The following is a 13485-nucleotide window of genomic DNA, read 5'->3' as shown; positions in this document are numbered from 1 at the left end:
GGCGGACCTCTTGAGGAAAGCATTCTGAAGAAGTGGTCAGTGCATCAGAACTTGTAGTTGGCCGTGACGGCGGCAGAGCGCGGAGCGCCCAACCCGATGCGCGAACCACCGTTGTTCAACACCTGGAGGTAATCCTTGTCGAACAGGTTGTAGACGTTCAGGCGGAAGCTGAGCTTGGGATTCACCTGGTAGGTCGCCATGGCATCGGCTACCCAGAAGGACGGGATGTTGGGCACGCCCGCAGCGACCGGCTGGCCGACCGTGATCACGCGCTTCTGTTCCGAGGAGTAGCGTGCGCCCAGGCCCATGGTCAGCTTGTCCAGCTGGTACGAGGTCCACACCGTGGCGGTCAGGTCGGGCGACCAGCGCACACCGGTGGTGGTGACGGTGGCGGACTGCTGATTGAGCTGCTTGGTGCTGGTCTTGGCCAGGCCGGCGGTGATCTGCCAGAAGTTGGTGATCTGGCCCACGGCCGACAACTCGATGCCCTGCACCCGCGTCTTGCCAAACTGCTGCGTCGTGCCGCTGATGGTGTCGTACGTGGTCTGCTTGTCGTTGTCGGTGCGGAAGATCGCCGCCGCCACGTTCAGGCGCTTGTTCAACAATTCCCACTTGGTGCCCAGTTCCACCGACTGGGTTTCCTGGGGGTCCAGTGCCGAGTTGTTGATGTTGCCGGCCGTTGCGCTGAGCTGGAAGTTGTTGCCACCAGGAGGGGTGGCCGAAGTGGCGTACGACACGTAGACGCTGCCGTTTTCCGCCGGCTTGTACACAGCGCCCAGATTCCAGCTGGTCAGCGTATCCGAGTCGTCGGCGTTGACGGTGGGTGTGCGCGTGCTGACGGAGTAGTTGTCCAGCCGCAGGCCGCCATTGAGCGAAAAGCGTTCGGTGAGTTGAGCGTTGTTGAACACGTACAGGCCCACCGTGCTGGTCGAGCCGCCCGTTTGCGCACCCGTGCGAGGACCGAACGTGGACATGGGGTCGTTCGGATTCGGGTTGTACAGGTTGGCCGCGGTATTGGTGCCGGTGGCCGTGTGTGCATAGGTGGTCTGGCGCTCGTTCATCAGCTCCAGACCTGCGGCCAGAGAATGCTGGACGCTACCGGTCTTGAACTCACTGTTCAGGCTGGTCTGGTTGGCGAAGATGGAGTTTTCCTGGTCCACGTTCTGGCGCGAGCGTGCGACCGTCCAGGTGGCAGGGTCACCGGGAACCACGGCGGTGAACGCGCCGGTGCCGGTGAGCACGCGGTCCATGCGCGTCTTGCCGTAGCGCGTCACGTTGCGGACCGTGAGGCCCGGGCCGACGTCGTGCTCGACCTTCACCGTAAACATGTCCGCATCGATCTTCTCGTAGTCGCTGGGACTGCCGTAAAAGTTCTCGCGATTGACTTTGGGCGCTCCCGCAATCACCGGTGTGGCGTTGAAGAAGTTCGGGTAGCCGATGGAGGGAATGCCGCCATCGGGCGTGTTGTTCTGCCGGATGTGCTGTGAGTAGAGGTGCACGCGAGTGGGCGTACCCAGACCGGCGACATATGACAGGCCAAGCCCGCCGCCCGAGTTGTCCACGAAGTTGCGCCCGTCTACACCACTGTCCTGCACCATGGCATTCACGCGGAAGGCGGAGGTGTCGCTGAGCTGACGGTTCAGGTCCAGCGTGGCGCGCTTGCGTTTGGCCGTGCCCAGGGTACCGGAGACGCTGCTCTCGTCACCCAGGTGGGCTTGCTTGGAAATCAGGTTGAGGGAGCCCGTGGTGGCGCCACGACCGGTTTCTGCACCAGCGGGGCCCTTGATGATTTCGATCTGTTCCAGGTTGAAGACGTCACGTGTCACGGCGCCAAGGTCGCGGATGCCGTCCACGAAAGTGGATTGCTGCAGCGAGAAGCCGCGCAACTGGAAGGTGTCACCGGCAGAAGTGTTGCCGTTTTCACCCATCTGCATGGTGATGCCGGGCGTGTTGCGCAGCGCTTCCATCAAGGTGATGGCGCCTTGCTCTTCCAGCGTTTCCTTCTTGATGATCTGGATGGTCTTGGGCGTGTCCAGCAGCGGCTGGGTGATCTTTTCGTTGGCCGACTTGTCGGCCTTGTAGGGGACTTCGGGCGTCTCCGTGACGGTCACAGTGGGCAGGGTGGGTGCCTGCTGTGCCATGCCGGCGGCGGGAACGGAGGCGGCCAGGAGAGCCAGGAGGTGGAAGGGCTTGCTGTGCTTGCGGCTGCGGATGTGTGCCATGGAGGGTCCTTGCTGAGGAGGGTGAGATGGCTGGCTGCATCCATCACACGGGCTCATTGCAGGAATGGCGCGCGGCGAAAGGCTATGGCTGGCTTTGGTCAGAATTATCAATAATAAAAATCATTCTCATTCACATTTTTTGCGAATTGTTGTGAATAGGCATCGGAAAGGGGCGACGGCGCCAGGGTTGAAAAAGCCGTGGCGCCGTGAAGGGTCGAGAGCAGAGGGGGCTTGCGCACCGACGCTTGTTAGTGTCAGGTGGCGGCCGTCAGGGCGTCAGAAAGTGATGTTGGCGGCGAGCCAGAAGGTCCGGCCGGCCGGCGTGGTGCCAGCAACGGATGCGCCGCCCTGGAAGTACTCGTTGACCCATGTGGGCGTGCCGTTCAGGTCGACCAACCGGTATTGGCGGAAGTCCTTGTCGAACAGGTTGAAGATGTTGGCGGTCAGCGTCACGTTCCTCGAGACCTTGTAGGAGCCACCGAGGTTGAAGATGGCGTGGGGCTGGATGTCGCCAACGGCCTGGTAGATCGCCAGGTTGTTGCCAGTCAGGTTGGCCGGATTGCCGCTGAAACGGGGGCTTTTGCCGCGGTATTCGCCGCGCAGCCACAGGCGCAGCTTCTCGCTGGTGTCCCAGTTCAGTTGCGCGTTGGCGATGTGCTTGGCGGTGTTGGCGAGCTGACCGTTCTTCACGCCGCCTTCGATGACTTCGCTGTTGGTCCAGGTGTAGCCCACCTTCAGACCCCAGGTCGGCGCCAGCTTGTAGCGGGTGGCCAGCTCCAGACCCCAGGTCGTGGCTTCATCGACGTTGATCGAATAGCTGGCGGTGGGGTTGGCCGAGCAACTGGAGATGAGGACCGTCGCGCAGTCGCCACCGCCACTGATCTTGTCTTCGACCTTGTTGTGGAAGAAGGTGGCGGACGCGTTCAGCCCCTTCTGGTTGTCGAACAGCGCCGAGAGTTCGGTGCTGGTACTGGTCTCCGGTTTCAGGGTCGGGTTGCCGATGTTGATGGTGGCACCCTGGCCACTGACACCGCTCACCCCATCGATGAGCTGGTTCAGGCGCGGTGCGCGGAAACCCTGGCTGACGCCGCCCTTGAAGGTCCAGGCGTCGGTGGCGTTCCAGACCAGGTAGGCGCGCGGGCTGACCTGGCCGCCGAATGCGCTGTGGTGGTCGTAGCGGGCGCCGAAGGTGGCGGTCAGGTTGTCGCGCAGGCGCCATTCGTCTTCAGCGAACAACGACCACAGAGTCTGGTCGTGGGCCTGGGGAAGCAATCCGTCAACGAGCTTCGCGTCCCACCACTGAACGCCCGTGGTCATCACATGGGAATCGCCCAGCGGGGCGACCAGCTTGCTGTCGAACACCACGTTGGTGGTTTCGAGCTCGCGGTGCGTGCCGCGGCGAGGATCCCCAGCCGGCACGGCGCCGCCGGGGATGGTGCGCCCGATGGTTTCCGTCACGGTGCGCATCAGGCTGCTCTCGACCAGCCCGATGTCCAGCCTTGACGCATGTCCGACGGCAAACTGATCGCGGTTGAAGCGCAGGTAGTCCCGGTAGCCGGGAGGGTTGTTGCCGAGCAGGTTGGTGGTGGCGTCTCGCGTGCCCAGGCGCCCGTCTTCGTTGTTGTACCAGGTGCGGCCTTGCTCCACATCGAGCCAGAGGTCGTGCTGGCGGTTGGGGGTGAGCGTGAGACGCGCGCCCAGGTTGTGCTGGCGGGTTTCGGGCGGTGCCGGGTTGCGGGCGGCCGCAGGCTGTGCTGCACCAGGGGCGAGCACGTAGTCGGCCGCGTCCCGGCGGTAGATGTTTCCGCGAATGGCCAGGCCGAGCATGTCCTGCTTGATCGGGCCGCTGGCGTAGAGGTTGGTGCGGTACTGCGATCCCCAGGTGCTGTCTTGCGGCAGGCCGGTTTCCAGCGTCAGCTCGCCGCCCCATTCTTTTGCGACCTTGCGCGTGATGATGTTGATGACGCCACCCATGGCATCGGAGCCATAGAGCGTGGACATGGGACCGCGGATGACCTCGATGCGTTCGATGGCGGCAATGGGGGGGATCAGGCTGGTGTGTGCAGCGCCAAAGCCGTTGGGCGTCACGTCACCGGCCACGTTCTGCCGTCGGCCGTCGATCAGGATGAGCGTGTATTCGCTGGGCATGCCGCGGATCGAGATGTCCAGGCCACCGGTTTTTCCGGTGCCGCCCTGCACGTCGATGCCTTCGACGTCGGTGAGCGCTTCCGCGAGGTCGCGGTACTGCCTGGTCTCCAGATCCTGGCGTGTCACCACGGAAATGGAGGCCGGTGCCTGCTTGATGTCCTGCTCGAATCCGGAAGCGGAGACGACGACTTCCTTGAGGGATGTCTCGGCCTCCTGCGCCTGGCCGGTGCCGAGCGCCGAGAGGTACAGGCTGCAGGCCATGGTCGTGGCTTGCAGCGGAAAGCGAAGGGCCAGGGAAACGCCTCGCCGGGCTGCCGGCAGGGTGGATGCTTTCGACATCGGGTGTCCTTATCTGTGGATGCGGTGGAAGAGAACTGGCTGGCTGCTTCCACTGGGCGCCGCGCATCACTGCAAAGGACGGGGAGGAGGTCTGGCTGGCTACTTTTACTATTATTACAAATGAAAAGCATTCTTGTTAAGATTTTGATAATTTTCTTGTGATAGAGCAATTTGGTACCGCCAGGAAAAAACAGCGAGAAATGCCGAAAGCGCCGAAAAACAGCTTGCTCAACGGGGTTTCCCATGAAGTGTGGTAAACAAGAATGGTTCCCATCGGCCGAATTGCTGCGGGGCAACATAAAAGCTATGAGGCGGATAAAGACTATCAATGCAGAATATCGATACATTTAAGCTATCATTTGCCTGTCGTCTCGCCAAACCGGCTTTCTTTTCTTTCCATCCAACCAACTCACTGAACTGGAGAAACACATGTCCCTGATCAACACCACCGTTCCGGCGTTTTCCACCACCGCCTTCCACAACGGCAAGTTCGTGCCCGTCTCCGATGCCAGTCTGCGTGGCGAGTGGTCCGTGCTGATCTTCATGCCGGCCGCCTTTACCTTCAACTGCCCCACCGAAGTGGAAGACGCGGCCGACAACTACGCCGAGTTCCAGAAGGCCGGCGCCGAGGTCTATATCGTCACCACCGACACCCACTTCTCGCACAAGGTGTGGCACGAGACCTCGCCCGCCGTGGGCAAGGCCAAGTTCCCGCTGATCGGTGACCCCACGCACCAGCTGACCCGCGGTTTCGGCGTGCACATCGAAGAAGAAGGTTTGGCGCTGCGCGGCACCTTCATCATCAACCCCGAAGGCGTGATCAAGACCGCCGAGATCCACGACAACGCCATTGCCCGCGACGTGAAGGAAACCCTGCGCAAGCTGAAGGCCGCCCAGTTCGTGGCCAACAACCCCGGCCAGGTCTGCCCGGCCAAGTGGCAGGAAGGCGCCAAGACCATCGCGCCGTCGCTGGAGCTGGTTGGCAAGATCTGATCGTTCAGGTCAGTACCGCAGCCCGATGGGTGGCGGTCCTTCGCGGACTGCCACCCATCCACCGGCGGCATTGAAGCCAACCCTCATTCAAGGAGATCCTTATGCTCGACACCACCATGAAGACCCAGCTCCAGGGCTATCTGGAGATGCTTCGGCAACCGATCCGCCTCATCGCATCGCTGGATGGCAGCGAGGCATCGGTCGAACTGCGTGGCCTGCTGCAGGACATTGCGAGCCTCTCGGACAAGGTGTCCTTTGACGAGAGCGGCACCGATGCGCGCAAGCCATCGTTCCTGATCGCGCGTGAAGGCGACACCACCGGCGTGCGATTTGCCGCGATCCCGCTGGGCCATGAATTCACCTCGCTGGTGCTCGCGCTGCTGTGGACCGGCGGCCACCCGCCCAAGGTGGAAGCCGCCACGCTGGACGCGATCGACGCGCTCCAGGGTGACTTTCGTTTCGAGGTCTACATGAGCCTGTCCTGCCACAACTGCCCGGACGTGGTGCAGGCGCTGTCGCTGATGGCGATCCGCAACCCGGGCGTGCAGACGACCGTGATCGACGGCGTGCACTTCCAGGACGAAGTCAATGAGCGTCAGGTGATGGCCGTGCCCATGGTGTTTCTCAATGGCGAGGTGTTCGGCTCGGGCCGCATGACGCTGGAAGAGATCGTCGCCAAGCTCGACGTGAACGCCGACCAGCGAGAAGCCGAGAAGCTCGATGCCAAGGAAACCTTCGACGTGCTCATCGTCGGCGGTGGCCCGGCCGGTGCGGCCGCGGCGGTGTACGCCGCGCGCAAGGGCATCCGCGTGGGTGTGGCGGCCGAGCGTTTCGGTGGCCAGGTGAACGACACGATGGCGATCGAAAACTACATCAGCGTGCTCGAGACCGATGGCCCGAAGTTCGCCACGGCGCTCGAAGCGCAGGTGCGCCACTACGACGTCGACATCATGAACCTGCAGCGCGCCGACAAACTGATTCCGGCCAACGAGCCGGGGGGTCTGGTGCAGGTGCAGATGGCCAACGGCGCCACGCTGAAGGCGCGCAGCGTGATCCTGTCCACCGGTGCGCGCTGGCGCAATGTGAACGTGCCCGGCGAAGCTGAGTACCGCAACAAGGGCGTGGCCTACTGCCCGCACTGCGATGGCCCGCTCTTCAAGGGCAAACGCGTGGCCGTCATTGGCGGCGGCAACTCCGGTGTGGAAGCGGCCATCGATCTGGCGGGCATCGTGCAGCACGTGACGCTGGTCGAGTTTGCCGATGCCCTCAAGGCCGACGCGGTGCTGGTGAGCAAGCTCAAGAGCTTGCGCAACGTGAGCATCCACGTGAATGCGCAGACCACCGAGATCACTGGCGCAAGCGGCAAGGTCAACGGCCTGTCGTACAAGGACCGCGTGAGCGGCGAGGTGCACCACGTGGAGCTGGAAGGCGTGTTCGTGCAGATTGGCCTGGTGCCCAACACCGAGTGGCTCAAGGGCACGGTCGAACTCAGCCGCTTCGGCGAGATCGAGGTGGACGCCAAAGGACACACCAGCCTGTCCGGCGTGTTCGCTGCCGGCGACTGCACGACGGTGCCCTACAAGCAGATCGTCATCGCCGCAGGTGAGGGATCGAAGGCCGCGCTCAGTGCCTTCGACTACCTCATCCGCCAGCCGGTGGTGAGCGTTGCGGACGAGGCAGTCGCTGCCTGACCCGCATCACCTCTCGCTTGCACTGGCCTGAGGAGCCCGAAGCGACGATGCCGGTTTCCGAGCGCACCGGTTGCGCCAGCAAGCCAGCGCGGGCGATGCTCGCGCGGCTACCACCACCAGCGTGTCCGTTGCTTCTCGTCGAAACGGAACGCGGCCACGTCGGCGAAAGTGGACTTGCCGAGCATTCGCGAGCACTCGGCCAGGAATGCTTGCCAAGTGCTGATGTGAATATGAAGAGCTCTTAAAAATCGGTGCTCCTTCGGAGCCTCCGAGTCGGTGTACTTGCTCTCAATTTGAAAGCTTCACGTCAGCTTGAATGCTGGCTCGTAGGGGCTTTCCCTAGATTCACTGGTTGGTCGGGCGCTTGCAATTTTTCAGTAAGCAAGCGACCAGACACTCGCCGCCGGAGTCACAGAACCCGCCGCAGTCGCCTGTGGTTGGAAACCGCCTGGCCGGAGTGCCGGACCTACTTGGAGCAAGCAAAAATGGCAACAGCCGACATGTCAATAAATGTGCGGGAACGGTCCCGTCCCATGACCCGCGAAGAGAAAAAAGTCATCATGGCCTCTTCGGCCGGCACCATCTTCGAGTGGTACGACTTCTATCTCTACGGTTCGCTCGCCGCCATCATCGGCGCGCAGTTCTTCACTGCCTTCCCCGAAAGCACGCGCAACGTGTTTGCGCTGCTGGCGTTTGCAGCCGGCTTCATCGTGCGCCCCTTCGGCGCCCTGGTGTTCGGCATGCTGGGCGACATGATCGGTCGCAAGTACACCTTCCTGATGACCATTGTCATCATGGGTGTCTCGACCTTCCTCGTTGGCGTGCTACCCAACTACGAAAGCATCGGCACGGCCGCCCCGATCATCCTGATCATCCTGCGCATGGCGCAGGGCCTGGCTCTCGGAGGTGAGTACGGCGGTGCAGCCATCTATGTGGCGGAACATGCACCTGCCAACCAGCGTGGCTACTTCACCGCCTTCATCCAGACCACGGCGACGCTGGGTCTGCTGTTGTCGCTGATCGTGATCCTTTCGGTGCAGGGCTACGTCAACGGGGCCTATCCCGATGTGCCCCTGCTCAAGGATGGCGTGGCCGTGCTGATGGCCGACGGGAACCCGACCATGGTCAAGGCGTTCAACGCCTGGGGCTGGCGCATCCCGTTCATTGGTTCGATCTTCCTGCTGGCCATTTCGCTGTACATCCGCCTGCAGATGAACGAGAGCCCCGCCTTCAAGAAGATGAAGGAAGAGGGTCGCGCCTCCAAGGCACCGCTGAGCGAAGCCTTCGGCAACTGGAAAAACGGCAAGATCGCCCTCATCGCGCTCCTCGGTTTGGTCGCAGGTCAGGCGGTGGTCTGGTACACCGGTCAGTTTTACGCGCTGTTCTTCATGCAGAACGTGATCAAGGTCGACAGCTTCACCGCCAACGTGATGGTGGCGTGGTCTCTGATTCTCGGTACCGGCGGTTTCCTGGTCTTCGGTGCGCTGTCCGACCGCATCGGCCGCAAGCCGATCATCCTGGCGGGCTGTCTGCTGGCCGCGATCACCTTTCTGCCCGTGTTCACGCTGTTGACCAAGACCGCCAATCCGTCACTCTATGCAGCGCACCAGACGCCTGTCACGGTGACCGTGTCGCCTGAAGACTGCTCGTTCCAGTTCAACCCCACAGGAACGGTGAAGTTCACGTCGTCTTGCGACATCGCCAAGGCGCAACTCGCCCGGACTTCGGTGAACTACGAAACCGTCGAGACGACACCTGGCGCAGTGACCACGGTGAAAGTGGGAGACACCTCGATCGAGTCCTATGACGCGAGCAAGCTGACCGGCGACGACCTGAAAAAGGCGAAGGCCACCTTTGACAGCAGTCTGAACAACGCGCTGAAAAAGGCGGGCTACCCGCTGGTGCCCTCGGACAACACCACCATCGCCAAGGCCCAGCACTTTTTCGACATCTTCACGGCGCAGAAGCTGACGATCGTGATCATCCTGACCTACCTCGTCATCCTGGTGACGATGGTCTACGGTCCGATCGCAGCGATGCTGGTCGAACTGTTTCCCACGCGCATCCGCTACTCCGGCCTTTCGCTGCCGTACCACATTGGCAACGGCTGGTTCGGTGGCTTGATGCCTGCGACGGCGTTCGCGATCTCTGCGCAGACCGGCAACATCTACTCCGGCTTGTGGTACGCGATCGTGATTGCGGTCATGACGGTGATCATCGGCTCGCTGTTCGTGCCTGGCGGCACGCACAAGAAGGACATCTTCGCCGGCGATTCGACCCGATAATCCTGGATCAACAACCGGGCCAGGCTTCCGTTCCGGACCCTGGCCCGGTTCCCATTTGAGAGCCCCACGTGACCGATCTTGTGATTTCGCAATTGAGCGACCTGTTCAGAATTGGCCTGATCGTCGCACTGGTGATCACCATGCGCCGAACTTCTGCGGTAACGGGACGCATCCTGCCCCTCGCCCTGGGTGTGGTGTTCGTCGCCGTGATTCTGCCCACGACGATGCCCGGTGGCTCGGCCAGCCTGACCGATGCCATCCTCGCTGGACTCGTCTCCAATCTGCTCATCCTGGCGGTGGTCCTCACCATGGCAAGCTTGATCGCAAGACTGCGTCGCTGAACCGCCTTCTCCCTGTTTTCGAATTCTCCGTCGCCTCAATACTCCAGGCGCTCGGGCCGGATCTCCTGCAGGATCGTGGTGGCGATTTCCTCGATCGATTTCGTTGTGGTGGAGAGCCAGCGGATGCCCTCGCGCCGCATCATCGCCTCGGCCTCGCTCACCTCCATGCGGCAGTTGTCGAGCTGGGCGTAGTGCGAATTGGGGCGCCGCTCGTTGCGAATCTCGCTCAGTCGCTCGGGTGCGATGGTCAGGCCGAAGATTTTCTTGCGGTGCGGCACCAGCGCAGGTGGCAGCTTGCGGCGCTCGAAGTCTTCTGGAATCAGCGGGTAGTTCGAAGCCTTCAGACCGTACTGCATGGCCAGGTACAGCGAGGTCGGCGTCTTGCCACTGCGGCTCACGCCCACCAGGATCACATCCGAGCCTTCCAGGTCTTTGTGGCTCTGGCCGTCGTCGTGCGCCAGCGAGAAGTTGATCGCCTCGATGCGATCGTGGTAGGCCTGGCTTTTGGAGGCATCCGAGAAGCGGCCCACGCGGTGGTTGGACTTGATGCCCAGTTCCTGCTCCATTGGCTCGACAAAGTTGCCAAACATGTCCAGCAACATGCCCCGGCAATGGTTCTTGAACACTGCCAGCACGTCCATGTTGGCCACCGTGGTGAACACCAGCGGGCTTTTGCCCTCCAGCTCGGCGGTGTGGTTGATCTGGCGCACCGCCTGATGGGCTTTGTCCACGCTGTCCAGAAAGGGCAGTCGGACCCGCCTCACGGTGATCTCGAACTGGGCGAGCAGGGCGTTGCCGAAGGTTTCGGAGGTGATGCCGGTGCCATCGGAGATGAAGAAAACGGTTCTATTGGGCATAAAGGGCGCGTCTTTACAATACCGAGTGGTGTGTATCGGGGCATTATCAAGCCCCGAGCCAGTTCATTTGCGTCCCTGCCCGGTGCCAGACCCACAACAGAACCACAGGTCGTCCCTGGCGCATGGAACCCCGGTTTTTCAACCTTAGGAGCTTTCCCATGTCCAACCTGTTTGGAGCGACCGATCTGGTCGTGCCTTTCGAAAAACTGCGAATGAGCGACGTCGAGTCGGTCGGCGGCAAGAACGCCAGCCTCGGCGAGATGATTTCGCAACTGCCCACCGGCGTGAAGGTGCCCACGGGCTTCGCCACCACGGCGCACGCTTTCCGCGAATTCCTCAAGCACGATGGTCTGGCCGACCGCATCAATGCCCGGCTCGATGCGCTGGACACCGAAGACGTGCGTGCGCTGGCCACAGCCGGTGCGGAGATTCGTGCCATGGTCGAAGCCCAGCCTTTCCCGGCCGATCTGGAAAAGGCGATCAGGGAGTCCTTCGCCACCTTGAGTGCGGGCAACGCCAAAGCGTCTTTCGCGGTGCGCTCTTCCGCCACCGCCGAAGACCTGCCCGACGCTTCCTTTGCAGGTCAGCAGGAAACCTTCCTCAATGTGATCGGTGCCGATGAGGTGCTGCACAAGATGAAGGAAGTTTTCGCCTCCCTGTACAACGACCGCGCCATCAGCTACCGCGTGCACAAGGGTTTTGCTCACGCGGATGTGGCTCTCTCGGCGGGCGTGCAACGCATGGTGCGTTCCGATCTGGGCGCAGCCGGCGTGATGTTCACCATCGACACCGAGAGCGGTTTCGAAGACGTGGTCTTCATCACGTCCAGCTACGGCCTGGGTGAAACGGTGGTGCAGGGCGCGGTGAACCCCGACGAGTTCTACGTGCACAAGCCCATGCTCAAGGCCGGCAAACGCGCGTTGATCCGCCGCAACCTGGGCTCCAAGCTGATTCAGATGACCTTCAGCACGCCCGAGGAAAAGGCCGCCAGCGGCAAGCTGGTGAAGACGGTGGACGTGCCGGTGGAGCTGCGCAACCGCTACAGCCTGAGCGATGCCGACGTGGAGCAACTGGCGAAGTACGCCCTGGTCATCGAGCAGCACTATGGCCGGGCGATGGACATCGAATGGGGCAAGGACGGCAGTGACGGGCAGATCTACATCCTTCAGGCCCGACCCGAAACCGTGAAGAGCCAGAGCGCCGGAAAGACCGAGGTGCGCTACAAGCTCAAGGGCAAGGGCGCGGTGCTGGCCTCTGGCCGTGCCATCGGCCAGAAGGTGGGCACTGGCCCGGTGCGCCTGGTGCACAACATCAGCGAAATGGACAAGGTGCAGCCGGGTGACGTGCTCGTGACCGACATGACCGACCCGAACTGGGAGCCGGTGATGAAACGCGCCAGCGCCATCGTGACCAACCGGGGTGGGCGCACCTGCCACGCTGCCATCATCGCGCGCGAGCTCGGCATTCCGGCCGTGGTCGGCTGCGGCGATGCCACCGAACTTCTCAAGGACGGCACGCTGGTCACCGTCAGCTGCGCCGAAGGCGACACCGGCAACATCTACGACGGCCTGCTGGAGACCGAGATCACCGAAGTGCAGCGTGGCGAAATGCCGCCGATGGACGTGAAGATCATGATGAACGTGGGCAACCCGCAGCTCGCTTTCGATTTCGCGCAGATTCCGAATGGCGGCGTCGGCCTGGCGCGGCTGGAATTCATCATCAACAACAACATCGGTGTGCACCCCAAGGCGATCCTGGACTACCCCGCGGTCGACGCCGACCTGAAGAAGGCCGTGGAGTCCGTGGCGCGTGGCCACGCCTCGCCGCGTGCTTTCTACGTGGACAAGGTGGCCGAAGGCGTGGCCACCATCGCCGCGGCCTTCTGGCCCAAGCCGGTGATCGTGCGCCTCTCGGACTTCAAGAGCAACGAATACCGCAAGCTGGTGGGCGGCAGCCGCTACGAGCCCGAAGAAGAAAACCCCATGCTGGGTTTCCGGGGCGCAGCGCGTTACGTCAGCGAGGACTTCCGCGAGGCCTTTGCCATGGAGTGCGAAGCGCTCAAACGCGTGCGCGAAGACATGGGCCTGACCAATGTGCAGGTGATGGTGCCCTTCGTGCGCACGCTGGCCCAGGCCGAGCGCGTCACGCAACTGCTGGCCGACAAGGGCTTGAAGCGCGGTGAGAACGACCTCCAGGTCATCATGATGTGCGAGATCCCCAGCAACGCGGTGCTGGCCAGGGAGTTCCTGAAGTTCTTCGACGGCTTCTCCATTGGCTCCAACGACCTGACCCAGCTCACGCTCGGTCTGGACCGCGATTCAGGCCTGGAGCTGCTCGCGCACGACTTCGACGAGCGCGATCCTGCCGTCAAGGCGCTGCTGACCCTGGCCATTGGCGCCTGCAAGGCCGAAGGCAAGTATGTAGGCATCTGCGGTCAGGGCCCGAGCGACCATCCCGATTTCGCCCAGTGGCTGCGCGACGAAGGCATCAGCTCGATCTCGCTCAACCCGGACTCGGTGGTCGACACCTGGCAGTTGCTCGCGTCGAGTTGACCGCAGGCGCTGCGGGCGCCCCTCGTGCACAATGGCTCGCAAGGCGCGTGGCCACGG

General features: G+C 62.4%; 8 protein-coding genes. 5 read left to right on the top strand and 3 right to left on the bottom strand.

Translation table 11 applies throughout. The features are described 5' to 3' along the window. Positions 1–44: 44 nt before the first annotated feature. Positions 45–2222, bottom strand: a complete 2178-nt coding sequence (locus ACTIF6_RS05785; protein ID WP_439587052.1) for a TonB-dependent siderophore receptor — start codon at positions 2220–2222, stop codon at positions 45–47. Positions 2223–2498: 276 nt separating this feature from the next. Further along, positions 2499–4709: a TonB-dependent receptor domain-containing protein gene (locus tag ACTIF6_RS05780; protein WP_439587051.1), complete on the bottom strand. Its 2211-nt coding sequence runs from the start codon at positions 4707–4709 to the stop codon at positions 2499–2501. Between the two features lie 429 nt (positions 4710–5138). Between ACTIF6_RS05780 and ahpC the strand changes: the two genes are divergently transcribed. From ahpC to ACTIF6_RS05760, 4 genes are all read left to right on the top strand, one after another. Further along, positions 5139–5702, top strand: a complete 564-nt coding sequence (ahpC, locus tag ACTIF6_RS05775) for an alkyl hydroperoxide reductase subunit C (protein WP_439587050.1) — start codon at positions 5139–5141, stop codon at positions 5700–5702. Between the two features lie 101 nt (positions 5703–5803). Continuing rightward, positions 5804–7393 (top strand): alkyl hydroperoxide reductase subunit F, encoded by a 1590-nt coding sequence (ahpF, locus tag ACTIF6_RS05770; protein ID WP_439587049.1) that lies wholly within the window; start codon positions 5804–5806, stop codon positions 7391–7393. A 533-nt stretch (positions 7394–7926) separates the two neighbouring features. Further along, positions 7927–9678, top strand: coding sequence for an MFS transporter (locus ACTIF6_RS05765; RefSeq protein WP_439587048.1), 1752 nt, complete (start codon positions 7927–7929; stop codon positions 9676–9678). 68 nt (positions 9679–9746) lie between these two features. After that, complete coding sequence (locus tag ACTIF6_RS05760; RefSeq protein ID WP_439587047.1) at positions 9747–10019, top strand: hypothetical protein; 273 nt, start codon at positions 9747–9749, stop codon at positions 10017–10019. 35 nt (positions 10020–10054) lie between these two features. Here ACTIF6_RS05760 and ppsR read toward each other — a convergent pair whose 3' ends face one another. After that, complete coding sequence (gene ppsR / locus ACTIF6_RS05755; RefSeq protein ID WP_439518619.1) at positions 10055–10876, bottom strand: posphoenolpyruvate synthetase regulatory kinase/phosphorylase PpsR; 822 nt, start codon at positions 10874–10876, stop codon at positions 10055–10057. Positions 10877–11034: 158 nt separating this feature from the next. On the opposite strand from ppsR, the gene ppsA reads away from it, so the two are divergent. Further along, positions 11035–13428, top strand: coding sequence for a phosphoenolpyruvate synthase (gene ppsA / locus ACTIF6_RS05750; RefSeq protein ID WP_439587046.1), 2394 nt, complete (start codon positions 11035–11037; stop codon positions 13426–13428). The last annotated feature ends 57 nt before the right edge of the window (positions 13429–13485 follow it).

The sequence above is a fragment of the Hydrogenophaga sp. genome (assembly GCF_051860785.1).
In the GTDB taxonomy this organism is placed as follows: domain Bacteria; phylum Pseudomonadota; class Gammaproteobacteria; order Burkholderiales; family Burkholderiaceae_C; genus Hydrogenophaga.
Note: the sequence above shows the minus strand (reverse complement) of the source record. Positions and strands in the feature narration are given on the sequence as shown.

Bases quoted from the DNA above. Each gene is read 5' to 3' on its own strand.
- ACTIF6_RS05785 (WP_439587052.1), bottom strand. From the start codon at position 2,222: ATGGCACACATCCGCAGCCGCAAGCACAGCAAGCCCTTCCACCTCCTG.
- ACTIF6_RS05780 (WP_439587051.1), bottom strand. From the start codon at position 4,709: ATGTCGAAAGCATCCACCCTGCCGGCAGCCCGGCGAGGCGTTTCCCTG.
- ahpC (WP_439587050.1), top strand. From the start codon at position 5,139: ATGTCCCTGATCAACACCACCGTTCCGGCGTTTTCCACCACCGCCTTC.
- ahpF (WP_439587049.1), top strand. From the start codon at position 5,804: ATGCTCGACACCACCATGAAGACCCAGCTCCAGGGCTATCTGGAGATG.
- ACTIF6_RS05765 (WP_439587048.1), top strand. From the start codon at position 7,927: ATGACCCGCGAAGAGAAAAAAGTCATCATGGCCTCTTCGGCCGGCACC.
- ppsR (WP_439518619.1), bottom strand. From the start codon at position 10,876: ATGCCCAATAGAACCGTTTTCTTCATCTCCGATGGCACCGGCATCACC.
- ppsA (WP_439587046.1), top strand. From the start codon at position 11,035: ATGTCCAACCTGTTTGGAGCGACCGATCTGGTCGTGCCTTTCGAAAAA.